Below are 23,084 nucleotides of genomic sequence, written 5' to 3'. Positions count from 1 at the left end.
TTGTCACCGCCTTCCCTGAGAAGCGTTAGCTTCTTTAGGAGAGGACACCTGCCACTAGGGCGTCAGGCCTGCACGACTTCACCGTCCGCCTTGCGCGCTCTCGTCAGTTGCACGCTCGACGTCCACCGCATCCCACACCGCGTTCGTGACGACCGCGATCCGCCCCTCGATCGGGTGAGACGAGCGAACCATACACTGAGTTGCGCTTCTGATAAAACGAATTATTTTTGCTGCGCGAGATTGACAGGTTTTGGCTGAGTTGCCCGTCGTGTCGAATGGGCAACACTGGTCCGAGCAACCGTACTTCGTACGACGGGTCTGGCCTCCGCCTCCGCTCCTGGAGCTATGGTGGACAGGCCGCTCACCCGGCGCTGCGAGTTCTTTTCCCTTTCACGTTTTCGTTGTTATGGTTCGCTGATCCATTCGCGCTAGTGACCCAATCCATGCAAAACCAACGTCCCGACCGTATCCGCAAGCTATTGGCCGACCTCGTCGCGTTCGACACGGTCAGCGACCGCAGCAATCTGCCGCTGATCGACTACATCGAGCGCTACCTCGCCTCGCTTGGCGTCGGCAGCCAGCGCATCGTCGATGAAACCGGACAGAAGTCCTCGCTGTGGGTCACGGTCGGCCCCGAGGACAGAGCGGGCCTGGTGCTGTCGGGGCATACCGACGTCGTGCCGGTTGCAGGACAGGACTGGACCCACAACCCGTTCGAACTCGTCGAGCATGACGGCCGGCTCTACGGCCGCGGCGCCACCGACATGAAGGGCTTTGTCGCCGTCTGTCTCGCGATGGTTCCGGAAATGCTCGCGGCCGATCTGAAGACGCCGATCCATCTGGCGATCTCCTATGACGAGGAGATCGGTTGCGTCGGCGTCCGCCCGATGCTGCGCGAGGTCGCGCGCAGGCCGGTAAAGCCGCTCGGTTGCTTCGTCGGCGAGCCGACCCAGATGCAGGTGATCATCGGGCACAAGGGCAAGCACGGCGTGCGCGCCACGTTCCGCGGGCTCGCCCGCCACTCCTCGATCGCGCCCGACGGCGTCAACGCCATCGAATACGCGGCCGACCTGATCACCGAAATCCGCCGCCGTGCCTCGCTACTGGCCGCGGATGCCGAGCGAGACGGCCTCTACGACGTTCCGCACTCGACCCTGCTCACCAGCATCGTGCATGGCGGCGCCGCGCTGAACATCGTGCCCGACAGTTGCGTGGTGGAATTCGAATGTCGCGGCATCGGCATCACCGAGTCCAGGCAGGTAACGGACGCGATCATCGCCTGGGCGAAGACCGAGATCGAGCCGGCGATGCGCAAGCGGCATCCGGAGTGCGGCATCGATTTCGAGGAGATCCTCGACTACCCCGCGCTCGATACCGCGGCGGACGCTGCCATCGTCACGCTCGCCAAGCAATTTGCCGGCCGCAACGACCACGCCAAGGTGGCCTTCGGCACCGAGGCCAGCCTGTTCGTCAGCATGGCGGATGTGCCGTCGGTGGTGATCGGCCCCGGCTCGATCGCGCAGGCCCACACGCCGGATGAGTTCGTCGAGATGTCGCAGCTCGAGGCTTGCGGAGGATTCATCGCGCGGCTGATCGCGCACTGCGCGAAGTGACGCCGCACAAATGGTCGCGTTAGCCCGCCCGAACCGGTCCTAGGAGAACGTGCCCTAGGCGCGCTCCGTCGCCCACCAGATGAGTTTGCTTCCTCCGACGATGGCGATGCCGAGGATGAGCCACGCCAGAATGTCATCAGACCGGATTACGAGGCCGATCACGAGCACCGGCACCATCATCGACAGATAGTAGGGCCCGGTGTAGCAGCAATGCGTCCTTGCGCATCGACGGGAGTTGAGGATACACGCCAGGCCCATCCGAACCAGTGCCGCAGTCCACACAGCCACACGGACCGGCACCGACGCCAGCAGGCCGGCGAGCAGGCCCGCGTGCGCTATTCACCAGGCCAGCGCGCTGCTGCGCCAGTTGCCAAGCCAGTCGCGGGACACCGGGGTCGACGAGAAACCCACCGCGCTCAGCAGCGGCAGCATGAGGCCGCGTCCGCCGCGCCCGAGCGCTCGGCCTGGATCGGCGGACACGGCACCGAGCCATAGGAGCAAAACACGCAGCAATCACCCTGCTTCGGTCGCAGCCGCTCGGCGCAGCCCGTGCAGACATAGAAAAACTGGCAGGCGTCGGCGGGCATCGTCTCCGACTTCGCGGTACCACAATGCGGACAGGTGATGACGGATTGCAGAATCATGACGCTCAGCTCCCGGCCCCACTTTCCATTCAGCCTTTGGGAGCTGAAGGATAACCAGCATTCGTTGTGGCGGTCGTGAGTGCCTTCAGATCGGCCTTGCCGTCGTCATAGGTCACGACCGCGATTTTCTCCCGGAACGACACCGCGACTTTTGTGACGCCGGGCACGGCTTCAAGGCTGGCCTTCACGGTGTGAGGACACGCCGCGCAATCCATGTTCCTGACGGCGAGCGTCACCGTCCTCTCGGCGGCGAACGCCGACGGCGACGCCAGCAGGGAAAGCACGAATGCGGAGGAAGCAATCAGTTCGTTCATGTGAACTCCATTCAGGTGTCGAACAACAGCGGCGCCAGGAAGTCGAAGCCGAAGGCCGCGACGACGAGCAAGGTAGCCACGACAAGCGTCGTTTTCACCAGGCGGCTTGGCAGCCGCCGCGCGCAGGCTGCGCCTTCGGCGCAGGTGATCTTCGAGGCGCGATACGTCAGCCAATAGCCGCCGCCGAGAAATGCGATTGTCGCCGCGATGAAATAAGGCTGGTAGGGCGCAAGCCGCGTGAGGCTGCCGATCCACGCGCCGCTGATGCCGAGGCTGAACAGCAGCACCGGCACAATGCAGCACGACGACGCCGCCAATGCGGCCACCAGGCCGCCGGTCGCCAGCAGGGCCGACCCGCGGCTGGATTGCGTGGAAATCTCGTCTTCCTTGACCATCATGCCAGCCACGCTACATCCTGTAGTGACTACAGGATCAAGGGAACCGGGCATGCGCGGGATCACGGCTTCGCGAGCGGACGGCATGACGATCGGGCAGATTTCCGAACTGACCGGCGTCAACATTGAAACCATCAGATACTACGAGAAGATCAGGCTGCTGCCGCCTCCCCCGCGCGCAGCCAATGGCCGGCGCGTCTATGGCCCGCATGAATCGCGCGTGCTTGCCTTCGTTCGGCGATCACGCGAACTCGGCTTCTCACTCGATGAAATCCGGGCGCTGTTGCGGCTGGGAGGTCCCGACAAGGCGTCATGCCGGGAAGTGCGGGACATCGCGACGCTGCACCTCGACGACATCAGAGCGAAGATCAGCGATCTCCGCAAGCTCGAACGCCTGCTGGCAACGACGGTCGCGCGATGCTCGGGAACGACCGCGCCGGAATGCCCGGTCCTGGATATTCTCGACGTCCGGCGCGGCAAATGACGCCGTAGCCCGCATAGGCGACTTGTCCCGGCTTTCCCGCATGCGAGATCAAAAATCCCTTGGTGCTCATCCCCGCATGAATTGCAGCGCCAAGGTCGCTCCCACAGGCGGCGCCAACGAGGGTCGTTCGATAAACCAAGATCTGGCATCGCGCGGTACTAGCCCTGGTCGAACGAGCATACAAATCGCGCAGAATGGGTTGAGTTCTTCCGAAACCCATCGTCCTTCCGCGCGACACGATGCTGCCGGCTTGATGGGCATCGCTGCGCTCCAACCATCCTGCGGTCCGCGGATGGGTCATAGCCCATCCGGCGGCAGGCCCGGACCCGTCGCGGCCGGGCGGAGCTTGTCGCGCTTGCGCTCGCGGTAGAAGGCATAGAGGCCGGAGGCGACGATGATCGCGGCACCGGCGAGCATCGAGCCGTCGGGCTTGTGGCCGAAGGCGAGATAGCCTGTAAGCATCGCCCATGGCAGCGCGGTGTAGCGGAACGGCGCCACCGCCGAGATGTCGCCGGTGCGTAGCGATACGATGATGCATTGATAGCCGATCAGGATCAGGACCGCGGCGAACACAAGCAGGCCGAGGGCATGGCCGGACGGCGGCCGCCAGCCGCCAAGCGGCACCAGCACGGCAGCGCCCGCCGTCGTCACCGTCACGGTCGTGAGCAGCGTGATGAACACCGTCGGCAAATGCTTCGGGATCCGGCGCGTCGCGAGATCACGCACCGCGCAGAAGCCGACCGACGCCAGCGCGAGGAGCGCGGCCTGACTAAAGCCTTCCGCGCCCGGCCGAACGATGACGAGCACGCCAATGAAACCGGCGGCGATCGCGAGCCAGCGCCGCCAGCCGACCGGCTCGCCGAACACCAACGCCGCACCTAATGTGATGACGAGCGGCAGCGCCTGGAAGATCGCCGAGGCGTTGGCGAGCGGGATCTGCGAGATCGCCGAGAGGTAGGTCAGCGTGCCGCCGATCTCGCCCATGACGCGCAATCCGACCGGCCATATCAACAGCGCGGCAAAACTGCGCAGCGCGTCGCGGTACCAGGCGAGCACTGCCACCAGCACCATCGCGACCAGGCCGCGGACCAGCAGGATCTCGCCGATGTTGAGCTCCACCGACACCGCCTTGGTGATGGTGTCGTTGGCCGTGAAGCTGGCCATGGCCGCGGCCATGAACAGGCTGCCGCGAAGATTCGAGGAGAGGGTCAAGATGAGGGTGTCCGATCAGGACCAGGGCGGGCGTTGACCGGACTGGCTTGCCAAGGCGGCGCTTCGAACTCAAGTCACAGATGTCTACAATGCGGAAACATGCCGCACCTCGCAGAAACGGCGCGATTTTTCTCCCTCGCCCCGCTCTTGCGGGGTCGAGACGAGCGAAGCTCGCTCTTAGAGGGTTGGGGTGAGGGCTGTCTCGGCAAACTCGGTGAAAGACGGACTTGCCGAGAGTCCCCCTCACCCGGACCGCATCTACGATGCGACACCGCCGAGGCTCCGCTTCGGCGTTCTAGAAGACGGCCGCCGGAGGCGGCCTTTGCCTCTCCCCGCACGCGGGGCGAGGTTAAGAGAGAAGCTGCGCTAACCCGCAATATCAGATCGCGCCGGCCTTCTGCGCGTATTCCCATGACGCCTGCGACAGCGGCACGGTGCGCTTGGCCGACTCGAGGGCCTTGGCATTCGCGGCGGTGCCGTCGCGGACCCGCCCCGCGATGCCCTGCGTGATGCCGGCGAGGCGGAACAGGTTGTAGGAGAAGTACCAGTTCAGATCCGGCACAGCCATGCCGGTGACGTTGCAATAGATCTGCGCGGCCTCGTCCTGGCTCGGAATGTTCAGCGCCTTGAGGTCGGCGTTGGCGAGGCCCGGCATGGTCCACTGCATCAGGAGATAAGTGAAGTCGGCCATCGGATCGCCGAGCGTCGACAATTCCCAGTCGAGCACCGCCTGCACCCGCGGCTCGGTGGCATGGAAGATCATGTTGTCGAGGCGATAGTCGCCATGCACGACCGAGACGCGCTTCTGCTCCGGCACCGTCTTCGGCAGCCACTCCGCGAGCTTCTCGAACTCGGGAATATGCTGCGTCTCGGACGCACGGTACTGCTTGGTCCACCGGTCGACCTGACGCGCAAAATAATTGCCGGGCTTGCCGAAATCGCCAAGGCCGATCTTTTCGGGATCGAGCATGTGCAGCTTCGCCAGCGTCTCGATCTTGCTGGTGAATATCTTGCGGCGCGCGTCGGGCTGCTGGCTCGGCAGCGTCGGATCCCAGAACACCCGCCCCTCCTCCATCGACATGACGTAGAAGGCCGAGCCGATCACGGCATCGTCGGTGCACAGCGCGTAGGCCTTGGCGACCGGGAAATTCTGCTTGCCGAGCGCCGCGATCACGCGGAACTCGCGGTCCACCGCGTGGGCCGACGGCAACAATTTACCGAACGGACGGCGGCGCATCACGTAGTTGCGGCCGGGGGTCTCGAGCTTGTAGGTCGGGTTGGACTGGCCACCCTTGAACTGCAGGACCTTGAGCGGACCCTGATAGCCCTCGACGTGTTCCTTCATCCAGCCATCGAGGCTCGCCTCGTTGACGCGATGGCGTTCCTCGACTTCCCTTGTGCCGGAAAATTCTTCGTCTTTCCTGACGCCGTCCGCCACGATGACGCTCCCTACTGGTTCTTGGGGAGCGCCATCGCAGGCGCTCCCGTTAGCTGCTCTTGTTTGCATACTTCCGAAGTTCAAGTCTGGCAATGGCGCGATTGTGCACCTCGTCCGGACCGTCGGCGAGACGGAGCGTGCGGATGTGGGCGTAGTCCTTGGCGAGCCCGGCCTCGTCGGAGACGCCGCCGCCGCCATGGGCCTGGATCGCGTTGTCGATGATCTTCAGCGCCATGTTTGGTGCGGTGACCTTGATCATCGCAATCTCGGCCTGCGCGGTCTTGTTGCCGACCTTGTCCATCATGTCGGCCGCCTTGAGGCACAGCAGGCGATTCATCTCGATGTCGGCGCGGGCCTCGCCGATGCGCTGCTCCCAGACCGAATGCTCGATGATCTTCTTGCCGAACGCGGTGCGCGAGGCGAGCCGCTTCACCATCTTCTCCAGCGCCTCCTCGGCCTTGCCGATGGTGCGCATGCAGTGATGGATGCGGCCCGGACCGAGGCGGCCCTGCGCGATCTCGAAGCCGCGGCCCTCACCGAGCAGGATGTTTTCCTTCGGCACGCGAACGTTTTCGAGCAGCACCTGGGCGTGGCCGTGCGGCGCATCGTCGAAGCCGAATACCGGCAGCATCTTCTCGACCTTGATGCCGGGGGTGTCGAGCGGCACCAGGATCTGCGACTGCTGCTGATGCTTGGCGGCGTTGAAGTCGGTCTTGCCCATCAGGATCGCGACCTTGCAGCGGGGATCGCCGACGCCCGACGACCACCATTTGCGGCCGTTGATGACGTAGTGATCGCCGTCCTTCTCGATCCGGGTCTCGATGTTGGTGGCGTCAGACGACGCGACCGCCGGCTCGGTCATCAGGAAGGCGGAGCGGATCTCGCCGTCCATCAGCGGGCGCAGCCATTTGCGCTTCTGCTCCTTGGTGCCGTAGCGGATGAACACTTCCATATTACCGGTATCGGGGGCGGAGCAGTTGAACACTTCCGACGCCCAGGAAATGCGACCCATCTCTTCCGACAGCAGCGCGTATTCGAGGTTGCTCAATCCCGCGCCGTGGAATTCGTCGTCCTCATGCGAGGACGGCGGCATGAACATGTTCCAGAGGCCTTCGGCCTTCGCCTTCTTCTTCAGGTCCTCGAGGATCGGGATCACCTTCCAGCGCGGGCCTTCGGCGTCCTGCTTGTCATAGATCGGCACGGCGGGCCGGACATGCGTTTTCATGAAAGCCTGAACGCGTTCAAGCCATTCCTTCTGCCTGGCCGACATCGTGAAATCCATGGGACGCTCCTCGTTTCCTCTAGACTTGGGCCTTGGCCTTTTGGGCCGCACTTTCCACCTCGCGCCTGCGCACCGCAAGGGCGTTCGCGATACTGACGGTGGTGGTGTGCCAGAATGCCGCCCGCGTTGTTGCGGATTGACATTCCGGCTGTTCAAACGATAGTTTCATACAAATGTTTGAAATGCAACTCCCTGTCGTCTTCGTCATTCCGGCGCGCCGTGCCGCGCAATGATGGAAAGGCTCTAGGCCATGGCCAGCGATCAGACCCGATCCGCCATTCTCGCCGCCGCCGAGCGGCTCTATGCCGACCGCGGCTTCGGCGACGTCACGCTGCGCGACATCGTCGCGGAGGCGAACGTCAACCTCGCGGCGGTGAACTATCATTTCGGCTCCAAGGACGAATTGATCGCGGAGCTGTTCGTCACCCGCAGCATCCAGACCAACCGTGAACGCCTCAATGAATTGAAGGCGGCAGAGGACAAAGGCGGCGGCCGCGCCTCGATCGAGGACATCATGCGCGCCCTCGTCGGCCCGACCCTGCGCGGCTGCCTCGGACCCGATCGCGAAGGCTCGACCGCGGCGCGCTTCATGATCCGCGCCTCGATCGAATCCGTGCCGCCGATCCGCCGCATCAAGAACCGCGAAGTCGATCACTTACGCAAATTCGCCGCCGCGATGCGCCGCGCGATGCCGGGTCGCGACGACACCGAATTGTATTGGGGCCTGCACTTCGCGCTCGCGATGGCACACCACACCATCCGCGAAAAGGAGCGCCTGCTGCGGCTGTCGGAAGGCAAATGCGACCTCGACGACGTCCGCGCCATCATCGACCGCGTGGTCACGGTCTCGGTGATGGCGCTGACGATGGGCGACGTGCCGAGCAAGCCGGCGATGCGGCCGGTCATGGTGCACGGACGACTGACGCGCCAGGATCTGTAAGGCTTCGCGCTCTAAACCATCGCGATGCAGTCGATCTCGATGTCGAACGGCCCGGTCCATTCCGGGATGCAGACGAAGATCCGCGCCGGCAGATCGTCCTGGAAATATCTCCGGTAGATCGTGTTGAAGGTCGCGAAGTGCTTTGCCGAGGTGCAGAAGATGTTGCACTTCATCACGTTGTTAAAGGACGCGCCGGCGGCTTCGAGACATTGTTTGAGCTGCTGCATGACCAGCTCGCTCTGCCGCTCGATCGAGGCGCCGGCGGCGATCTCGCCGGTTGCCGGATCAAACGGCGGCAGGCCGGAGACAAAAATCATGTTGCCGGCGCGCGTGACCGCCGACGCCGGCGCCTTCCAGCGTTCCAGCCAGCTCGAGATCGGTTCGACGCGGACCACTTCCCGTTTCATGATTGGCACCTTCGATAAGGGATCGATGGCGCCAATCTAGCACGGCTGCGTCAACCATGTTTCGATACAGGCCGAAGTGTCGAAGCAGACAGCGAAGGTCTACACGATCCCCTGTGCCTTCAGTCCTTCAACCCTGGCGTCGTCATAGCCGATCGTCGCCAGCACGTCCCTGGTGTCGGCGCCGAGCAGCGGCGGGGCGCGGTATTCGGTGATCGGCGTGCCCGAGAAGGTCAGCGCGTTGCGGATGAGCGACAGATCCGGCTCGAACGGATGATCGACCTTCACCCGCATGCCGCGTGACTGCACATGCGGATCATTGAACACCTGTTCGAAATTGTTGATCGGGCCCGACGGCACGCCGGCCTCCTCGAGCTTCTCCAGCCAGTAGGCGACCGGATGCTTCAGGAACAGGCCGGCGAAGATCGCCATGATCTCCTTGCCGTGCACGACGCGGTCGTTGTTCTTGACGAAGCGCTTGTCGTTGGCGAGCTCGGGTTCGCCGAGCACGGCACAGGTGCGCTGGAACTGGCCGTCATTGCCGACCACCAGCATCAGTTCGCCGTCGGTGCAGCGGAACACACCGGCCGGCATGCCGCCATTGCCCCAGGTACCGCGGCGCGGCGGCATCTTGCCGTTGACGAGGTAGATCTGCAACCAGTGCGACAGCGAGGCGATCACCGTATCGAACAGGCAGACGTCGACATGCTGCCCTTGCCCGTTGTTGGCATCGCGATGGTAGAGCGCCGAAAGAATTCCGATCGAGGTGTTCATGCCGGTCATGTAGTCGACGATCGAGGGGCCGACCTTCATCGGGCCCGCGCCTGGCTCGCCGTCGATGTGGCCGGTGACGCTCATCAAGCCGCCCATCGCCTGCAGGATCGCGTCATAGCCGGCGCGCGTGGCGTAGGGGCCGGTCTGGCCGAAGCCGGTCACCGAGCAATAGATGATACCGGGGTTGAGCTGCTTGATGGTGTCGTAATCGAGGCCGTAGCGCTTGAGATCGCCGACCTTGTAGTTCTCCATCATCACGTCGACCGACTTGGCGAGCTCGCGGATGATCGCCTGCCCTTCGGGCTTGGCGATATTGACCGTGACCGACTTCTTGTTGCGGTTGGCGCAGAGGTAGAACGAGTTGTTGTTGTTCTGCTTGCCTTCGGGATCGGCGAGATAGGGCGGGCCGAAGGCGCGGGCGTCGTCGCCACCGCCGGGCCGCTCGATCTTGATCACCTCGGCGCCGAGATCCGCCAGCATCTGGGCCGACAGCGGGCCCGCGAGCACCCGCGTCAGGTCGAGAATCTTGATGCCCGAGAGTGGCAGAGCCGACATGAACGTTCCTCCAATATCTTGAAAATCTTGATTATGTGGCGCCGGACCGTGTCCCTGGCGCGCCAGAGCCTGCCGATACACCATTTTGGTGCCGCGAGCACTGCGTTGTCGGCATGAAGCCATCTCCGGACGGCCTATGTGCGGCGCACCGCTGGCGCCTCTACGGAACCGGCCGCGAGAATCGGGCCGATTGCCGCCACGCGAAATTGTGAAGATGGCCGACACCGATTTGCCTCAGCGTCAGCGGTATCTTGCCGCGACGAGGAGGACACCATGCGGACGATCACGACGGCTGGGCTGCTGCTCACCCTGCTTGCGGCCGCGATGCCGCCGGTGGACGCGCGCGGCGGCCACGGCCATGGCGGCGGCTTGCACGGCATGCATGCCGGCGGCGCCAATCGCGGCGGCGGATTTGCCGCCGACAAACGCCACGCCGACGACCCCTACACCAAGGCGGCCTCCGACGAGGAGGACCGCCTGCTCAACAGCAAGCTGAAGAGCATCTGCCGCGGCTGCTAGTTGGCTTGGCCCACCTTACGCGGATCCGGGGACTCAGGACGCGATCGCGTGCCGCGGCTGCGCGGTGGCGCCGATCAGCTTGCCGATCTCGGGCTTGCAGCCACCGCAATTGGTGCCGGCCTTCAGGCAGCGGCCGATCGCATCGACGCTGTCGGCGCCCTTCCTGATCTCGGCCGTGATCTGGTGCCGTCCGATGCTGAAGCAGGAGCAGACGATCGGACCGACATCCTCGCCCGCGCCGAACGGCCGTCCTGCGAGCAGCGCCATCCGCGCATTGGCCGACAATTGCTGTTCGGCAAACAACCCGATCAGCCAGGCCCGCGACGGCAGCGTGTGATCGGGCGCGATGAAGACGCAGCCCTCGAGCCGGCCGTCGTGCACCGCCGCGTAGCGGAAGCGTCCCGCGGACGGATCGCGATAGGCGATCCATTCGATCTCGACGCCGTCGAGGCCGAGCTGCGCCCTCGCCCAGTCGCGCCAGCTCTCCGGGCGGACGTCGAGCGCGAGCTCAAGCCGCGTGCAATCGCCGGCCTTGCCGTAAACCCAATAGCCGCTCGCCGGACGCCTGATCGCGTCGCGGCTCAGGACGAAGGCGTGCCATTTCGGCGCGTAAGGATCGGCCTTCACCGGCGTGTGCTTCGACTCCGGCTGACCGGACAGCGGGTCGACCGCCGGATTGACCACCGCGTTGACGCGTCCCTCGCCGGCGAACTCCTCGTTCCAGTGCATCGGCACGAACACGCAGCCGCGGCGCTGGTCGGTACTGACCACGACGCGCGCGATCATCTCGCCCCAGCTGCTGGTCAGCCGCGCCAACCCTTCGTTTTGCAGGCCCGCCTGCCGCGCATCCTCGGGATGAAACTCGGCATAGGGCTCGAAGATATGCGACAGCAGCCGTCCGGTCTTCCCGGTCCGCGTCATGGTGTGCCACTGATCGCGGACGCGACCGGTGTTGAGCACCAGCGGAAACTCGCGGCTGGTCGCATGCCGCGCCGCGCGCGGCGCGACCGGCACGAAGCGCGCCTTGCGGTCGGGCGTGAAGAATGTCTGGCCCTCGAACATCCGCGGCGTGCCGGCCGGATGGTCCGATGTCACCGGCCACTGCACCGGCGCCAGCGCGTCATAGCCGCCGTCGTCGAGCGCAGCCAGCGCCGAGATATCGAAATCTCGCTGGCCCTGGTTCTCGAAGCCCGACAGTTCGGCGTGTTCGCGGAAAACCTCTGCGGCAGAGGCGTAGTCGAAGCCGGAATATCCCATCCGGGTAGCGACGTCGCAGATGATCCGCCAGTCGGCGCGCGCTTCGCCTGGTGCTGCGAGGAACGGCCGCTGCCGCGAGATCCGGCGCTCGGAATTGGTGACGGTGCCGTCCTTCTCACCCCACGCCAAGGCCGGCAGCAGCACGTCGGCATGGCGCGTTGTGTCGGTGTCGCGCATGCAGTCGGTCACCACGACCAGCTCACAGGTGTCGAGCGCGGCCCGAGCGCGATCGGCATCGGGCAGGCTCACCACCGGATTGGTGGAGATGATCCACACCGCCTTGATGCGGCCACTGGCGATGGCGTCGAACATGTCGACTGCCTTCAGCCCGGCCTTCTCCGCAATCACTGGGGCGCGCCAGAACCGCTGCACCAGTTCGCGATGCGCCGGGTTCTCGATCTCCATATGCGCGGCAAGCTGGTTGGCGAGCCCGCCGACCTCGCGGCCGCCCATTGCATTGGGCTGCCCGGTCAGCGAGAACGGCCCCATGCCGGGACGCCCGATGCGCCCGGTCAGAAGATGGCAATTGATAATGGCGTTGACCTTGTCGACGCCGCTCGACGACTGGTTGATGCCCTGCGAATACAGCGTGACGACACGCTCGGTCCGCGTGAACCAGTCGAAGAACAGCCCGACCGCGCCCTCGGTCAGGCCGCAGGTCGCAGCCGTCTGCGCCAGGGTCTGGCCGGCCACCTGCTTGAGCGCGTCGACGATACCCGTCGTGCAATTGCCGACAAAGCCGCGATCGACCGCATTGCTGCCGGCCAGAAATGCGAACAGCCCGTTGAACAGCACGGAATCGCTGCCCGAGCGCAGCGGCAGATGCAGATCGGCACCCTCGCAGGTCGCGGTGCGGCGCGGATCGATCACCACGATCTTGCAGGCCGGGTTCTTCTCCTTTGCCGCCAGCATGCGCTGGTGCAGGATCGGATGGCACCAGGCGGCATTGGAGCCGACCAGCACCAGCAAGTCCGCCTGCTCGAGGTCCTCGTAACAGCCCGGCACGGTGTCGCTGCCGAAGGCGCGCTTGTGCCCCGCCACGCTCGAGGCCATGCACAGCCGCGAATTGGTGTCGATATTGGCGGTGCCGACGAAGCCCTTGGCGAGCTTGTTGATGACGTAATAGTCCTCGGTCAGCAGCTGGCCGGAGACATAGAACGCGACTGCGTCGGGCCCGTGCTCGCGGATGATCCGGCCAAAGCCGTCGGCGACGCGATCGAGCGCATCGTCCCACGCAGCCGGCGCGCCGTCGACGACAGGCTCGAGCAGACGTCCGTCGAGATCGATGGTCTCGGCGAGCGCCGAGCCCTTGCTGCAGAGCCGGCCGAAATTGGCCGGGTGCTGCCTGTCCCCCTCGACCCGGACGGCGCCTGCCGCATCCTTGGACGCGATGACGCCACAGCCGACGCCGCAGTAGGGACACGTGGTCTTGACGGGCATGCCTGGCCCTCAGCCCACCGCAGCCGCCTGGCGCACCGACAGCCAGACGACGCCGTTCTCGACCTTGGCCGGATGGGTATGGGTGCAGCCCTCGTCGGGCGCGACGGCCTGCCCGCTCGCAAGCTCGATGACGAAGTTATGCAGCGGACAGGTCACGCGCTTGTTGTGCACGATGCCCTGCGACAGCGGTCCGCCCTTGTGCGGGCAGCGGTCATCGAGCGCGAACACCTCGTCGCCCTCGGTCCGGAACACCGCGATATTGCCGCTCGGCGTCCGCACCACGCGCGAGCCGAGCCGCGGAATGTCGGTCAATGCGCCGATTTCGATCCACTGGGTCATGCGAGCTCCAATTCGGCGAGAGGCGCGAACTCGTTGCGGTCGACGCCGCGGCTGGCGCGCTCGGCCCACGGATCGGTCTGCGCGAACTGCTGCGAATGGGCAAAGCGGGCGAACAGCGCCTTGCGGTTCGTGACGTCGTCGACCACCCGCTTCCTGATCTGCTCGAGACCGACACGGTCGCACCATTTGTACATGCGCTCGAGATACCAGCCCTCCTCGCGATAGAGCTGGGTCAGCGCCACGATCACCTCGAGCGTCTCGTCCTCGGTCTCGACCTTGGTCAGGAACTCGGTGCCCTTAATATGCAGGCCAGCGGCGCCGGCGAAGTGGATCTCGTAGCCGGAATCGACGCAGACCACGCCGACGTCCTTGCAGGTCGCCTCCGCGCAGTTGCGCGGGCAGCCCGAGACGCCGAGCTTGACCTTGGCCGGGGTCCAGGAGCCCCACATGAACTTCTCGAGCTTGACGCCGAGGCCGGTGGAATCCTGGGTGCCGAAGCGGCACCATTCGGAGCCGACGCAGGTCTTCACCGTGCGCAGGCCCTTGGCATAGGCATGACCCGACACCATGCCGGCGTCGTTGAGATCGGCCCACACCGCCGGCAGGTCCTCCTTCTTGACGCCGAGCAGGTCGATGCGCTGGCCGCCGGTGACCTTCACCGTCGGGATGTTGAACTTCTCGGCGACGTCGGCGATGGCGCGCAGCTCGCTCGGCGTGGTGACGCCGCCCCACATCCGCGGCACCACCGAATAGGTGCCGTCTTTCTGGATGTTGGCGTGGACGCGCTCATTGATGAAGCGCGACTGCTGGTCGTCGCGATACTCGCCGGGCCAGGTCGCGAGCAGATAGTAATTGAGCGCCGGACGGCAAGAATGGCAGCCGTTCGGCGTCTTCCACTCCATGAAGCGCATGACGGCAGGAATGGTCTTGAGCTGCTGCTCGACGATGACGCGGCGGACATCGTCGTGGCTGTGATCGGTGCATTTGCACAGCGGCTTGACCTTCGGCGCCGCCGAATAGTCGCCGCCGAGCGTGAACGCCAGCACCTGCTCGACGAGGCCGGTGCAGGACCCGCAGGACGACGACGCCTTGGTATGGGCGCGGACGTCGTCGAGCGTGAACAGCTTCTTCTCGCTGATCGCCTTGACGATCGCGCCCTTGCAGACGCCGTTGCACCCGCAGATCTCGGTCGCGTCGCTCATCGCGGCAACCGAGTTCTGGCCGCTGACGCCGCCATCGCCGAGATTGGCGGCGCCGAACACCAGGCGCTCGCGCATATGCGAGACGTCGGTGCCGTCGCGCAGATGCTGGAAGTACCAGGGGCCGTCGATGGTGTCGCCATACAGCACGGCGCCGACGATCTTCTTGTCCTTCAGGATGATGCGCTTGTAGACGCCGCGATTGGCATCCTGCAGCACGATCTCCTCCTTGTCCGGCCCCGGCGCGAAGTCGCCGGCCGAGAACAGGTCGATGCCGGTGACCTTCAGCTTGGTCGAGGTGACCGAGCCGTCATAGGTGGCAAAGCCCTTCATCGCGAGGTGGTTGGCGCAGACCTTGGCCTGGTCGAACAACGGCGCGACGAGACCATAGGTCTGGCGGCGGTGCTGCACGCATTCGCCGACCGCATAGATGCGGCCGTCATAGGTCTGCATGGTGTCGGAGACCACGACGCCCCGCTCGCAGTGGAGGCCGGCCTTCTTCGCCAGCTCGAAATTCGGCCGGATGCCGACCGCCATCACCACGAGATCGGCCGGCAGTTCGGTGCCGTCGCCGAAGCGCACGCCGGTGACGCGGTCCTCGCCCAGGATGGCCTGGGTCTGCGCCGGCATCTTGAACACCATGCCGCGCTCTTCCAGCGACTTGCGCAGCAATCCACCGGCCACCGGATCGAGCTGACGCTCCATCAAGGTGTCGAGCAGATGCACCACCGTGACGTTCATGCCGCGCTTCATCAGGCCGTTGGCGGCCTCGAGGCCCAGCAGGCCGCCGCCGATCACGACTGCGTTGCGATAGTCGGTCGTGGCCTTGATCATGCGATCGACGTCATAGATGTCGCGGAAGCCGATCACGCCCGGCAGGTCCTTGCCCGGCAGCGGCAGCATGATCGGGTTTGAGCCGGTCGCGATCAGCAGGCGGTCATAGGGAACGCGATCCCCGGCATCGGTGACGACTTCGCAGGTACGACGGTCAATCATGCTGATCGTCTCGCCCTTGCGCAGCGTGATGTTGTTGTCCTCGTACCAGTCGACGGTGTTCAGCATGATGTCGTCGACTGTCTTCTCGCCGGCGAGCACCGGCGACAGCAGGATGCGGTTGTAATTGCCGTAGGGCTCGGAGCCGAACACTGTGATGTCGTAGAGATCGGGCGCGCGCTCGAGCAGCGCCTCCACCGTACGGATGCCGGCCATCCCGTTGCCGATCACCACCAGCTTTTGCTTGATCACCTTGTCGAGCATGGTCTGCCTTTCAAATCCGACGGCTGCCCGGCGACGCGTCGTGCGTCGTTGATTGGCACCGATAAAGGTTTGGAGTTGTAGGAAGCCCAGCCGCGGGCGCAGACCGTCCTCAATGACGATCGATGTTCCGTTATTGGTTGATATTCAAAACGCGTGCCAACTCGCGACTGGCTGATATCGCCGCAAAATCAATAGATTATCGACGAGATCGAAGCTGCAAGATGCCGCGCCGCGCGGACAACCGGCCGAATTTTTAGCCACGCCGATGATCTCTTGTGCATCACAGCATCAACAGCCGCGATGACGAACGCGAACCCGCGGTTGATCCGCCATCGCACGCCGGTGGCGCATCGCACAAAAAAGCACCAGCGTGCGCATTTGCGCGGCGGCACTTGCTGCAAGCCACGCCAGGCGCGGTCGCGGAACGCAGTTTGCGGACCGGCAGCAACATCTTGCGACTGCAAGGCAAAGCGACGCAATCGATTCGATGGCACGGTAATTGCTGACCTCAACTGTTGATGGAGTGCGTCTCAACGACGAGCGCGCTCACACATTCACCCACATTCGATTTGTCAGCGCCCGAGATCGCCGCATGTCAGCGGCGGTCTCCGCCGCATCACCGCGAGACGCTTGCGATGAAGCTAGCCGAGTTCAAGAAGGCCGGTCACTGGCCGACACTGCTCGCCGCGTTCCTGTACTTCGACATCAGTTTCATGGCGTGGGTCGCGCTCGGACCGCTGATCGTCTACATCGCGCGCGACATGAATCTGGCGGTGAACGAGAAGTTCACCCTGGTCGCCATTCCCGTGCTGGCCGGCGCGCTGTTGCGCGTGCCGATGGGCATTCTCGCCGACATCATCGGCGCCAAGCGCACCGGCATCATCGCCCAGCTCGTCGTGATCGCCGCGACCGCGTCGGTCTGGCAATTCGGGCTGACCAGCAAGCTCGCGATCGAGCTGTTCGGGCTTGCGCTCGGCGTCGGTGGCGCCTCGTTCGCGGTCGCCCTGCCCCAGGCGAGCCGCTGGTATCCGCCGCAATATCAGGGCGTGGTGATGGGGATCGCCGGTGCCGGCAATATGGGTGTCGTGCTCGACACGCTGCTCGCGCCGACCATTGCCGAACATTGGGGCTGGCAGGCCGTGTTCGGATGCCTGCTGATTCCGATGCTGATGGTGCTCGCCTATTACACGTTCGCAGCCAAGGACGCGCCGGGCGAGCGCAAGCCGATTTCGCTGAAGGCCTACGGCGCGCTGCTGAAGGATTCCGACAGCCGCTGGTTCATGTTCTTCTACTTCATCACCTTCGGCGGTTTCGTCGGCCTCGCCAACGCGCTACCACTCTATTTCACCGTGCAGTATCATGTGTCCGGCGTCGCAGCCGGCATGCTGGTCGCGCTGATCGTTGCCTTCGGCTCGGGATTCCGTCCCGTCGGCGGCATGATTGCCGACCGTATCGGCGGCATTCGTTCGCTGTCGATCCTGTTCGGCGTCGTTGTCGCGGCCTATGTCGTGATCGCCTTCATGCCGGAAGGGCCGGCGGCAGCGACGCAGGGCGGCTGGGCGCTGACCGAGCTGCCGCGCATCGCCTGGATCTCGGTGCTGCTGTTCTCGATCGGCGTGCTGGCGCTCGGCATGGGCAACGGCGCGGTGTTCCAGCTGATCCCGCTGCGTTTCCGTCACGAGATCGGCTTGATGACTGGGCTCGTCGGCTGCGCCGGCGGCGTCGGCGGCTTCTTCCTCGCCCAGACGCTCGGCGCCGCCAAGGGCATGACCGGCGGCTTCGGCGCCGGCTTCCTGTTCTTCGGCATGCTGGCGTTGCTTGGCTTCATCGGACTTGCCATGGTCAAGGTCCGCTGGCGCACCACCTGGGGCGCGGTGTCGGGAGCGCGCGTCTGACGGGCACAGCGTTTTCGAGCGAAGTGGACGCCGGTTCGCCGGAAGAAAACGCGTCAAAACAAAAGTCTAGAGCCCCGTTCCAATTCAATCGGAACGGGGCTCTAGTGCCGGAGAGGACGGGCTCGGACGTGGCGAACGGCTCGCAACGGAATTTGCAGCGCGACTTGCAAAGGGATCTGGGCGTTCGCGTCGGGTTCGCCAGCGAGACCGGCAAGCGCGCCGCCAATGAGGACTATGTCGCGGCCTGCCTCGGCAGGCCGGGCTCGCTTCATCGCGATGTCGTGGCCGCGGTCTCCGACGGCGTCGGTGGCCACAAGGGTGGACGCGAGGCCGCGGAGGTCGCCGTCCGCAGCTTCATCGACGCCTACTATTCGCTGCCCGAGACGCTCGGCGTCCGCCGCCGCGCCGCGCGGGCGCTGGAAGCCGCGAACAGCTGGATCTATGGCCAGGGCCGCGTCGATGCCGCGCGCAGCGGCATGGCCTGCGCTTTCTCCTCCATCATCCTGTCGCGGCGGCAATGCCATGTGATCCATATCGGCGACACCCGCGCCTATCGCCTGAGCGACGGACGGCTAGAACGCTTGACGCAGGACCATATCGCCGGCCGCGGCGACCTCGCCCATCTGCTCAACCGCGCCATCGGTTTCGAGGAGTTCGCCCGCTTCGATACCACCTCCGTCGGGCTCCGGCAGCATGATCGTCTCCTGATCTGCAGCGACGGAGTTCACGGCGCGCTGGGCGATTCCCGCCTTCAGCAACTGCTGGAGGAACGCACGCCGCCGGACGAGTCGGCGCACAGCATCGTCGATGCCGCGCTCGCGGCCGGCAGCAGCGACAATACGACCGCGCTGGTGCTCGACGTCGTCGACCTGCCGCCGGCAGATCGCGACGATCTCACCCACGCGATCGCGACGCTGCCGATCCTCGATTTGCCGGAAAGCGGCGACACGATCGACGATTTCGCGCTCGGCGACGTGCTGTCCGACGGACGCTACAGCCGCCTGTTCAAAGCGACCGACAAGCGCGCAGGCCGCGAGGTCGTGCTGAAATTTCCGCATCCGCGGGTCGCGAGCGAGGGCTCCTACCGCCTCGCCTTCGTGCGCGAGGCGTGGGTCGCCGCGCGCGTGCGCAGCCTCTGGATCGGCGAGATCATCGAAGTGCCGGCGGAGCGGCAGACCAGGCTCTATTCGGCGATGCCGCTCTACGAAGGCGAAACGCTGGAGCAGCGGCTCAACCACGCACCGCGGCTCTCGCTCACCGAGGGCATCGCGATTGCAACCAAGCTGGTGTGCGCGGTCACGGCGTTGCACCGCGCCGGCATCATCCATCGCGACATCAAGCCCGAGAACGTGATCCTCTCGAAGGACGGCGGATTGCGCCTCGTCGATCTCGGCGTCGCGCGCGTGCCGCTCTTGGAGGATTTTCCTGCCGAGGACATTCCGGGAACCGCGAGCTACATGGCGCCCGAACTGTTCGGCGGCAAGGCCGGCGATGAGGCCTCCGACCTGTTCGCGCTCGGCGTCACCGTCTACCGCATGTTCACCGCGAACTATCCGTTCGGCGAGATCGAGCCTTTCTCGCGGCCACGCTTCGGCAAGCCCGCGCCGCTGTCACGCTACCGGCCGGACCTGCCGGCCTGGCTCGATGCCGTGATCGGCAAGGCGCTCAGCATCGAGCCCGCGCAACGCTTCGGCGACGCCATCGAGTTCGCGCACGAACTGGAAAACGGCGCGACCTGGGCCGGCCCCGCCGTCACGACCCGCAAATCGCTGCACGACCGCGATCCCGTGACCTTCTGGAAGGTGCTGTGCGCCATCCTGGCCCTGATCATCGTGGTGCTTCTGGCGCGGCATTAGGCTGCTCCGTCACGCCGGCCCTGTGTCCGCCTTCGCTGAAGCTTCGGCGAGACTTGCAACAAAGCCCGGCGAAGCCTTGGTGTAGCCGGCTGCCGGACATCCACGTCTTTGCTGCGCGCAAGAAAGACGTGGATGGCCGGGACAAAGCCGTGAAAAAAATAGAGCCATATGAGTCGTTTAGAAGGCCGCCGAGAACGCTGTACCGCTCGGGCTCTCAAGACCCGGCGCGGCGGATCGTGATCCGGGTCTCGTCGGTCATATCCTTGAGCTCCTTGTTCGGCTCGCGAAAGAGATGCCGCTCGATCTCGATCGTTCGGCCATCGGTCGTCTTGCTGCATATCTGGTCGACAAAGCTGCCGCCGACGGGCTGCTTGTCGCCGCCCGGCTGCGCGTCCGAGCAACTCCAGCCGTCCTCGCCATAGCGCGATTTCGCCTGCAGGCCGAGCAGGAACGCCTTCTTGCGCAGATAGAGCCGCGCCTTCGGGTCGGTCTCGATCGTCAGCGCCGCGATCTTGGCGTCCTGGTCGATCATCACGGTCAGGATCGCCGGATGGCCGCCGACCATGGTGCCTTCCCGCGCGGTCTCGCGATCGTACTCGAAGCGAATGCCGCGCAGCTGGTCCGGCCCGGCCGGGCAACTCGGCCACTGCGCCCAGTCCGCCAATCTGTGCGTCTTCTCGCCGACACAGGTCAGGTTGATGTATCCGGCGTCCGGAACGCTGCTGATGGCCATTCCGACATTGATGTCGCGCAGGTCTCCCGCGGTGGCCAGCGCCGGGACGGTCGCGATGACGGTTGCAGCAAAAACCAAACCACGAATTGCCGATCGGTGCTTGCTCATGGCTTTGCCTTCTCGCTCTGGTCGGACGGCGCGGCCGCGTGCCCGGCCTCCTTGTAGATATTGCAGACGCGCGAGCCGTCGCCGAAGAAAGCGATGCATTCGTCATAGGTTGGCTCGCCCTTGCCCTTGACGTGGGCGAGCACGTAATCGGCGACCGCCTCGATCTCGTTCGGCCGCAGGAACACATTCGCCTCGGGCGGCATGCGGTCCGCGACATCCTGCCGGGTCATCTCGTAGCATTTCGTGGTGTCATAGGAGCCGCGCACGAAGAACGGCATGCCGGTGCCCGGCCGCCCGCACGTCACGGTCTCGATGATCTGTTCCCGCGTCAGCTCGGTCTTGCGCAGCGACAGCGCGTCGCCGCCATAGCCGCCGCCGCCATTGCCGTGCCATTTGTGGCAGCCGACGCAATTGCCGCGCTTGAACACCGCCTTGCCCGCATCGGTCGGATCGCCCGCCGACTGTGCCTGCGCCGTACTCACAAATCCCGTCACGAGCGCGTAGCCGAGCCACGCGCCAACCAGCCATACTTGTTTCATTTATTCTGTTTCTCTCGGCGAGATCGACGCGGGAGGCCTCTCGCTGAAGCCTCCCGCGCTTGCGATGTCAGAGCGCGAACACGTAGAGCATCGAGCCCGGCTGCATCCGCTTCAGCTCGGGCGTGGCATCGATGAACCACTTGTCCCAGGCACCGCCGAGGCCGACCAGGACCGCGACGTACTGCTTGCCGTCCACCGAGAACGTCATCGGAGGCGCGTTGACGCCACCGCCGGTGTTGAACTGCCAGAGCTGCTGCAGCGATTTCGCGTCATAGGCGATCACCTCGCCCGACGGCTGTCCAGAGAACACGAGGTCGGGCGTCGCCAGGATGCCGCCGAGGTTCGGGAATTGCGTCTCCGCCTTTCCCGCCACCTTGCCGGTGGTGACGTCGATCGCGGTCACGCTGCCGGTGATCTTGACCGGCTGGCTCGGTCCGCCGCCGGTGAAGAACTCGCGCGCCTTCACCTTGTCCGGCGTCATCTCCTCGACTTTGATCCGGTTGCAGCTCTCGATGACCGGGATGTACCAGAGCTTGAGGTTCGGATTATACGCGGTCGGCGGCCAGTTCTTGCCCCCCATGTTGCCCGGGCAGATGTCCGTCTCCTTGTTGGTGCGGCTCGGCGTGACCGACGCATTGTACTTCTGCACGCCCTGCTTCGGATCATACTCCACCGGCTTGCCGGACTCGGGATCGAGACCCTTGGTCCAGGTCACCTTCTTGACGAAGGGCAGACCCCAGATGAACTTGCCGGTGTTGCGATCGACCGCATAGGCAAAGCCGTTGCGGTCCGCCTCGAGCGCGAGCTTCAGCGTCGTGTTGTTCGGACCGGGAACGTCGACCAGCACGTTCTCCGCCACGCTGTCATAGTCGTAGGGATCGTTCGGCGTGTGCTGGTAGTGCCACTTGATCTTGCCGGTGTCGGCATCGAGACCAAGCGAAGAGTCGGTGTAGAGGTTGTCGCCGGGCCGGTACTCGTTGTCCCAGTCCGGTCCGGGATTGCCGACACCCCAGACGATGGTGTTGGTCGACGGGTCGTAGCTGCCGGTGACCCAGGTCGATCCGCCACCGCTTGCCTTGGCGTTCTTGTCGTCCTTCCAGGTCTCGTGACCCGGCTCGTCCTTGCCCGGGATGGTGTGGGTGCGCCAGATTTCCTTCTGACTCTTCAGGTCGGTCGCGGCGATCCAGCCGCGAATGCCGTATTCGGCGCCCGCCACACCGGTGACAGCCATGTCCTTGACGATCAATGGCGCGCCGGTGATCACCTCACCCTTGTCGGGATCGGCGACCTGACGCTGCCATGCGACCTGCCCGGTCTCCTTGTTGGTCGCAATCAGGCGGCCGTCAAGCGTGTGCGAGATGACGAGGTTGTTCCACAGCGCGACGCCGCGGTTGTCGACGCCGCAGCAGGCGACGGCGCCGGCCCAGTCGTGGTCGGTCTTGGGATCCATCTTCCAGACCAGCACGCCTTTGCCGCCGTGCGCATCGATCTTGTAGACCGAGCCCCAGCCGTCGGTGACGTACATGAATCCGTTCTCGACGATCGGAGTTCCTTCCAGGCCGCCATGCGCCCAGATGCCGCCGCCCTCAACGCCGCCCAGATGCATGGTCCAAGCGACCTTCAGGTTCTTGACGTTGTCCTTGTTGATATCCGTCAGCGACGAGAAGCGGGTCGCCGAATAGTTCTTGTGATGATGCAGCCAGTTGCCTGCTTCCTTGTCAGCATTGAGCAGACGCTCCTGGCTGACATCGTCGGCGAGCGCGAACGAGCCCGCGAAGGTCGCAGCGGATGCTACTGCCGCCGCAAGCACGTGCGATTTAACCCAATTCAACCTTGTCATCGGTTTATTTCCTCCGGATCTAGCATTCTTCATTGATCGAACCGCCC

21 protein-coding genes are annotated in these 23,084 nt (G+C 64.8%); 6 read left to right on the top strand and 15 right to left on the bottom strand.

Annotated elements, in window-relative coordinates:
• Nucleotides 1-443 precede the first annotated feature (443 nt).
• On the top strand, nucleotides 444-1,613 hold the full coding sequence (gene argE / locus ABIB78_RS25760; RefSeq protein ID WP_429029384.1) for an acetylornithine deacetylase: 1,170 nt from the start codon (nucleotides 444-446) through the stop codon (nucleotides 1,611-1,613).
• Between the two features lie 54 nt (nucleotides 1,614-1,667).
• On the opposite strand, the gene ABIB78_RS25755 is transcribed toward argE, so the two are convergent.
• The 4 genes from ABIB78_RS25755 to ABIB78_RS25740 form a co-directional block, all read right to left on the bottom strand.
• Nucleotides 1,668-1,901 (bottom strand): hypothetical protein, encoded by a 234-nt coding sequence (locus ABIB78_RS25755; RefSeq protein WP_429029383.1) that lies wholly within the window; start codon nucleotides 1,899-1,901, stop codon nucleotides 1,668-1,670.
• 128 nt (nucleotides 1,902-2,029) lie between these two features.
• A complete protein-coding gene (locus ABIB78_RS25750) occupies nucleotides 2,030-2,257 on the bottom strand; it encodes a GDCCVxC domain-containing (seleno)protein (RefSeq protein WP_429029382.1) in 228 nt (75 codons plus the stop codon).
• Between the two features lie 29 nt (nucleotides 2,258-2,286).
• Nucleotides 2,287-2,571, bottom strand: a complete 285-nt coding sequence (merP, locus tag ABIB78_RS25745; RefSeq protein WP_429029381.1) for a mercury resistance system periplasmic binding protein MerP — start codon at nucleotides 2,569-2,571, stop codon at nucleotides 2,287-2,289.
• A gap of 11 nt (nucleotides 2,572-2,582) precedes the next feature.
• Nucleotides 2,583-2,969 (bottom strand): mercuric transporter MerT family protein, encoded by a 387-nt coding sequence (locus ABIB78_RS25740; protein WP_429029398.1) that lies wholly within the window; start codon nucleotides 2,967-2,969, stop codon nucleotides 2,583-2,585.
• A 49-nt stretch (nucleotides 2,970-3,018) separates the two neighbouring features.
• On the opposite strand from ABIB78_RS25740, the gene ABIB78_RS25735 reads away from it, so the two are divergent.
• On the top strand, nucleotides 3,019-3,450 hold the full coding sequence (locus ABIB78_RS25735) for a MerR family transcriptional regulator (protein ID WP_429029380.1): 432 nt from the start codon (nucleotides 3,019-3,021) through the stop codon (nucleotides 3,448-3,450).
• Nucleotides 3,451-3,747: 297 nt separating this feature from the next.
• Here ABIB78_RS25735 and ABIB78_RS25730 read toward each other — a convergent pair whose 3' ends face one another.
• From ABIB78_RS25730 to ABIB78_RS25720, 3 genes are all read right to left on the bottom strand, one after another.
• Nucleotides 3,748-4,662: a DMT family transporter gene (locus ABIB78_RS25730; RefSeq protein ID WP_429029379.1), complete on the bottom strand. Its 915-nt coding sequence runs from the start codon at nucleotides 4,660-4,662 to the stop codon at nucleotides 3,748-3,750.
• Between the two features lie 379 nt (nucleotides 4,663-5,041).
• A complete protein-coding gene (locus tag ABIB78_RS25725; RefSeq protein WP_429029378.1) occupies nucleotides 5,042-6,100 on the bottom strand; it encodes a phosphotransferase family protein in 1,059 nt (352 codons plus the stop codon).
• Between the two features lie 49 nt (nucleotides 6,101-6,149).
• A complete protein-coding gene (locus ABIB78_RS25720; protein ID WP_429029377.1) occupies nucleotides 6,150-7,382 on the bottom strand; it encodes an acyl-CoA dehydrogenase family protein in 1,233 nt (410 codons plus the stop codon).
• 250 nt (nucleotides 7,383-7,632) lie between these two features.
• Here ABIB78_RS25720 and ABIB78_RS25715 point away from each other — a divergent pair, with 250 nt between their 5' ends.
• On the top strand, nucleotides 7,633-8,322 hold the full coding sequence (locus ABIB78_RS25715) for a TetR/AcrR family transcriptional regulator (RefSeq protein WP_429029376.1): 690 nt from the start codon (nucleotides 7,633-7,635) through the stop codon (nucleotides 8,320-8,322).
• An 11-nt stretch (nucleotides 8,323-8,333) separates the two neighbouring features.
• Here the strand turns inward: ABIB78_RS25715 and ABIB78_RS25710 are convergent, their stop codons facing one another.
• The gene (locus ABIB78_RS25710) at nucleotides 8,334-8,729 is read right to left on the bottom strand and encodes a Rid family hydrolase (protein WP_429029375.1); all 396 of its coding nucleotides are present in this window, start codon (nucleotides 8,727-8,729) and stop codon (nucleotides 8,334-8,336) included.
• Between the two features lie 99 nt (nucleotides 8,730-8,828).
• Nucleotides 8,829-10,055 carry a CaiB/BaiF CoA transferase family protein gene (locus ABIB78_RS25705; protein ID WP_429029374.1) on the bottom strand — a complete coding sequence of 409 codons (1,227 nt, stop codon included), beginning with the start codon at nucleotides 10,053-10,055 and terminating at the stop codon, nucleotides 8,829-8,831.
• A 273-nt stretch (nucleotides 10,056-10,328) separates the two neighbouring features.
• Between ABIB78_RS25705 and ABIB78_RS25700 the strand changes: the two genes are divergently transcribed.
• On the top strand, nucleotides 10,329-10,574 hold the full coding sequence (locus tag ABIB78_RS25700) for a hypothetical protein (RefSeq protein ID WP_429029373.1): 246 nt from the start codon (nucleotides 10,329-10,331) through the stop codon (nucleotides 10,572-10,574).
• Nucleotides 10,575-10,607: 33 nt separating this feature from the next.
• On the opposite strand, the gene ABIB78_RS25695 is transcribed toward ABIB78_RS25700, so the two are convergent.
• Genes ABIB78_RS25695 through nirB form a run of 3 tightly spaced genes read right to left on the bottom strand, consistent with a single transcriptional unit; the run spans nucleotide 10,608 to nucleotide 16,066 of the window.
• Nucleotides 10,608-13,271: a molybdopterin-dependent oxidoreductase gene (locus ABIB78_RS25695; RefSeq protein ID WP_429029372.1), complete on the bottom strand. Its 2,664-nt coding sequence runs from the start codon at nucleotides 13,269-13,271 to the stop codon at nucleotides 10,608-10,610.
• A gap of 9 nt (nucleotides 13,272-13,280) precedes the next feature.
• Nucleotides 13,281-13,610 carry a nitrite reductase small subunit NirD gene (gene nirD / locus ABIB78_RS25690; RefSeq protein ID WP_429029371.1) on the bottom strand — a complete coding sequence of 110 codons (330 nt, stop codon included), beginning with the start codon at nucleotides 13,608-13,610 and terminating at the stop codon, nucleotides 13,281-13,283.
• Complete coding sequence (gene nirB / locus ABIB78_RS25685) at nucleotides 13,607-16,066, bottom strand: nitrite reductase large subunit NirB (RefSeq protein WP_429029370.1); 2,460 nt, start codon at nucleotides 16,064-16,066, stop codon at nucleotides 13,607-13,609. Before nirB ends, nirD begins: the two co-directional genes overlap by 4 nt.
• A gap of 635 nt (nucleotides 16,067-16,701) precedes the next feature.
• Between nirB and ABIB78_RS25680 the strand changes: the two genes are divergently transcribed.
• Together ABIB78_RS25680 and ABIB78_RS25675 are read left to right on the top strand one after the other, a co-directional pair.
• Nucleotides 16,702-17,961, top strand: coding sequence for an MFS transporter (locus ABIB78_RS25680; RefSeq protein ID WP_429029369.1), 1,260 nt, complete (start codon nucleotides 16,702-16,704; stop codon nucleotides 17,959-17,961).
• Between the two features lie 164 nt (nucleotides 17,962-18,125).
• Nucleotides 18,126-19,817, top strand: a complete 1,692-nt coding sequence (locus tag ABIB78_RS25675) for a protein kinase domain-containing protein (protein ID WP_429029368.1) — start codon at nucleotides 18,126-18,128, stop codon at nucleotides 19,815-19,817.
• A 214-nt stretch (nucleotides 19,818-20,031) separates the two neighbouring features.
• On the opposite strand, the gene ABIB78_RS25670 is transcribed toward ABIB78_RS25675, so the two are convergent.
• From ABIB78_RS25670 to ABIB78_RS25660, 3 genes are all read right to left on the bottom strand, one after another.
• Entirely contained in the window at nucleotides 20,032-20,658 is a 627-nt protein-coding gene (locus ABIB78_RS25670) for a hypothetical protein (protein WP_429029367.1), read from the bottom strand.
• Nucleotides 20,655-21,197, bottom strand: coding sequence for a c-type cytochrome (locus tag ABIB78_RS25665; RefSeq protein ID WP_429029366.1), 543 nt, complete (start codon nucleotides 21,195-21,197; stop codon nucleotides 20,655-20,657). Before ABIB78_RS25665 ends, ABIB78_RS25670 begins: the two co-directional genes overlap by 4 nt.
• Nucleotides 21,198-21,264: 67 nt before the next feature.
• Nucleotides 21,265-23,037: a PQQ-dependent dehydrogenase, methanol/ethanol family gene (locus ABIB78_RS25660; RefSeq protein WP_429029365.1), complete on the bottom strand. Its 1,773-nt coding sequence runs from the start codon at nucleotides 23,035-23,037 to the stop codon at nucleotides 21,265-21,267.
• Nucleotides 23,038-23,084: the final 47 nt, after the last annotated feature.

This window comes from Bradyrhizobium sp. I1.14.4, from assembly GCF_050435825.1.
Lineage (GTDB): Bacteria > Pseudomonadota > Alphaproteobacteria > Rhizobiales > Xanthobacteraceae > Bradyrhizobium.
The sequence above is the reverse complement of the archived record's forward strand: the minus strand, read 5'-3'. Positions and strand labels throughout refer to the sequence as shown.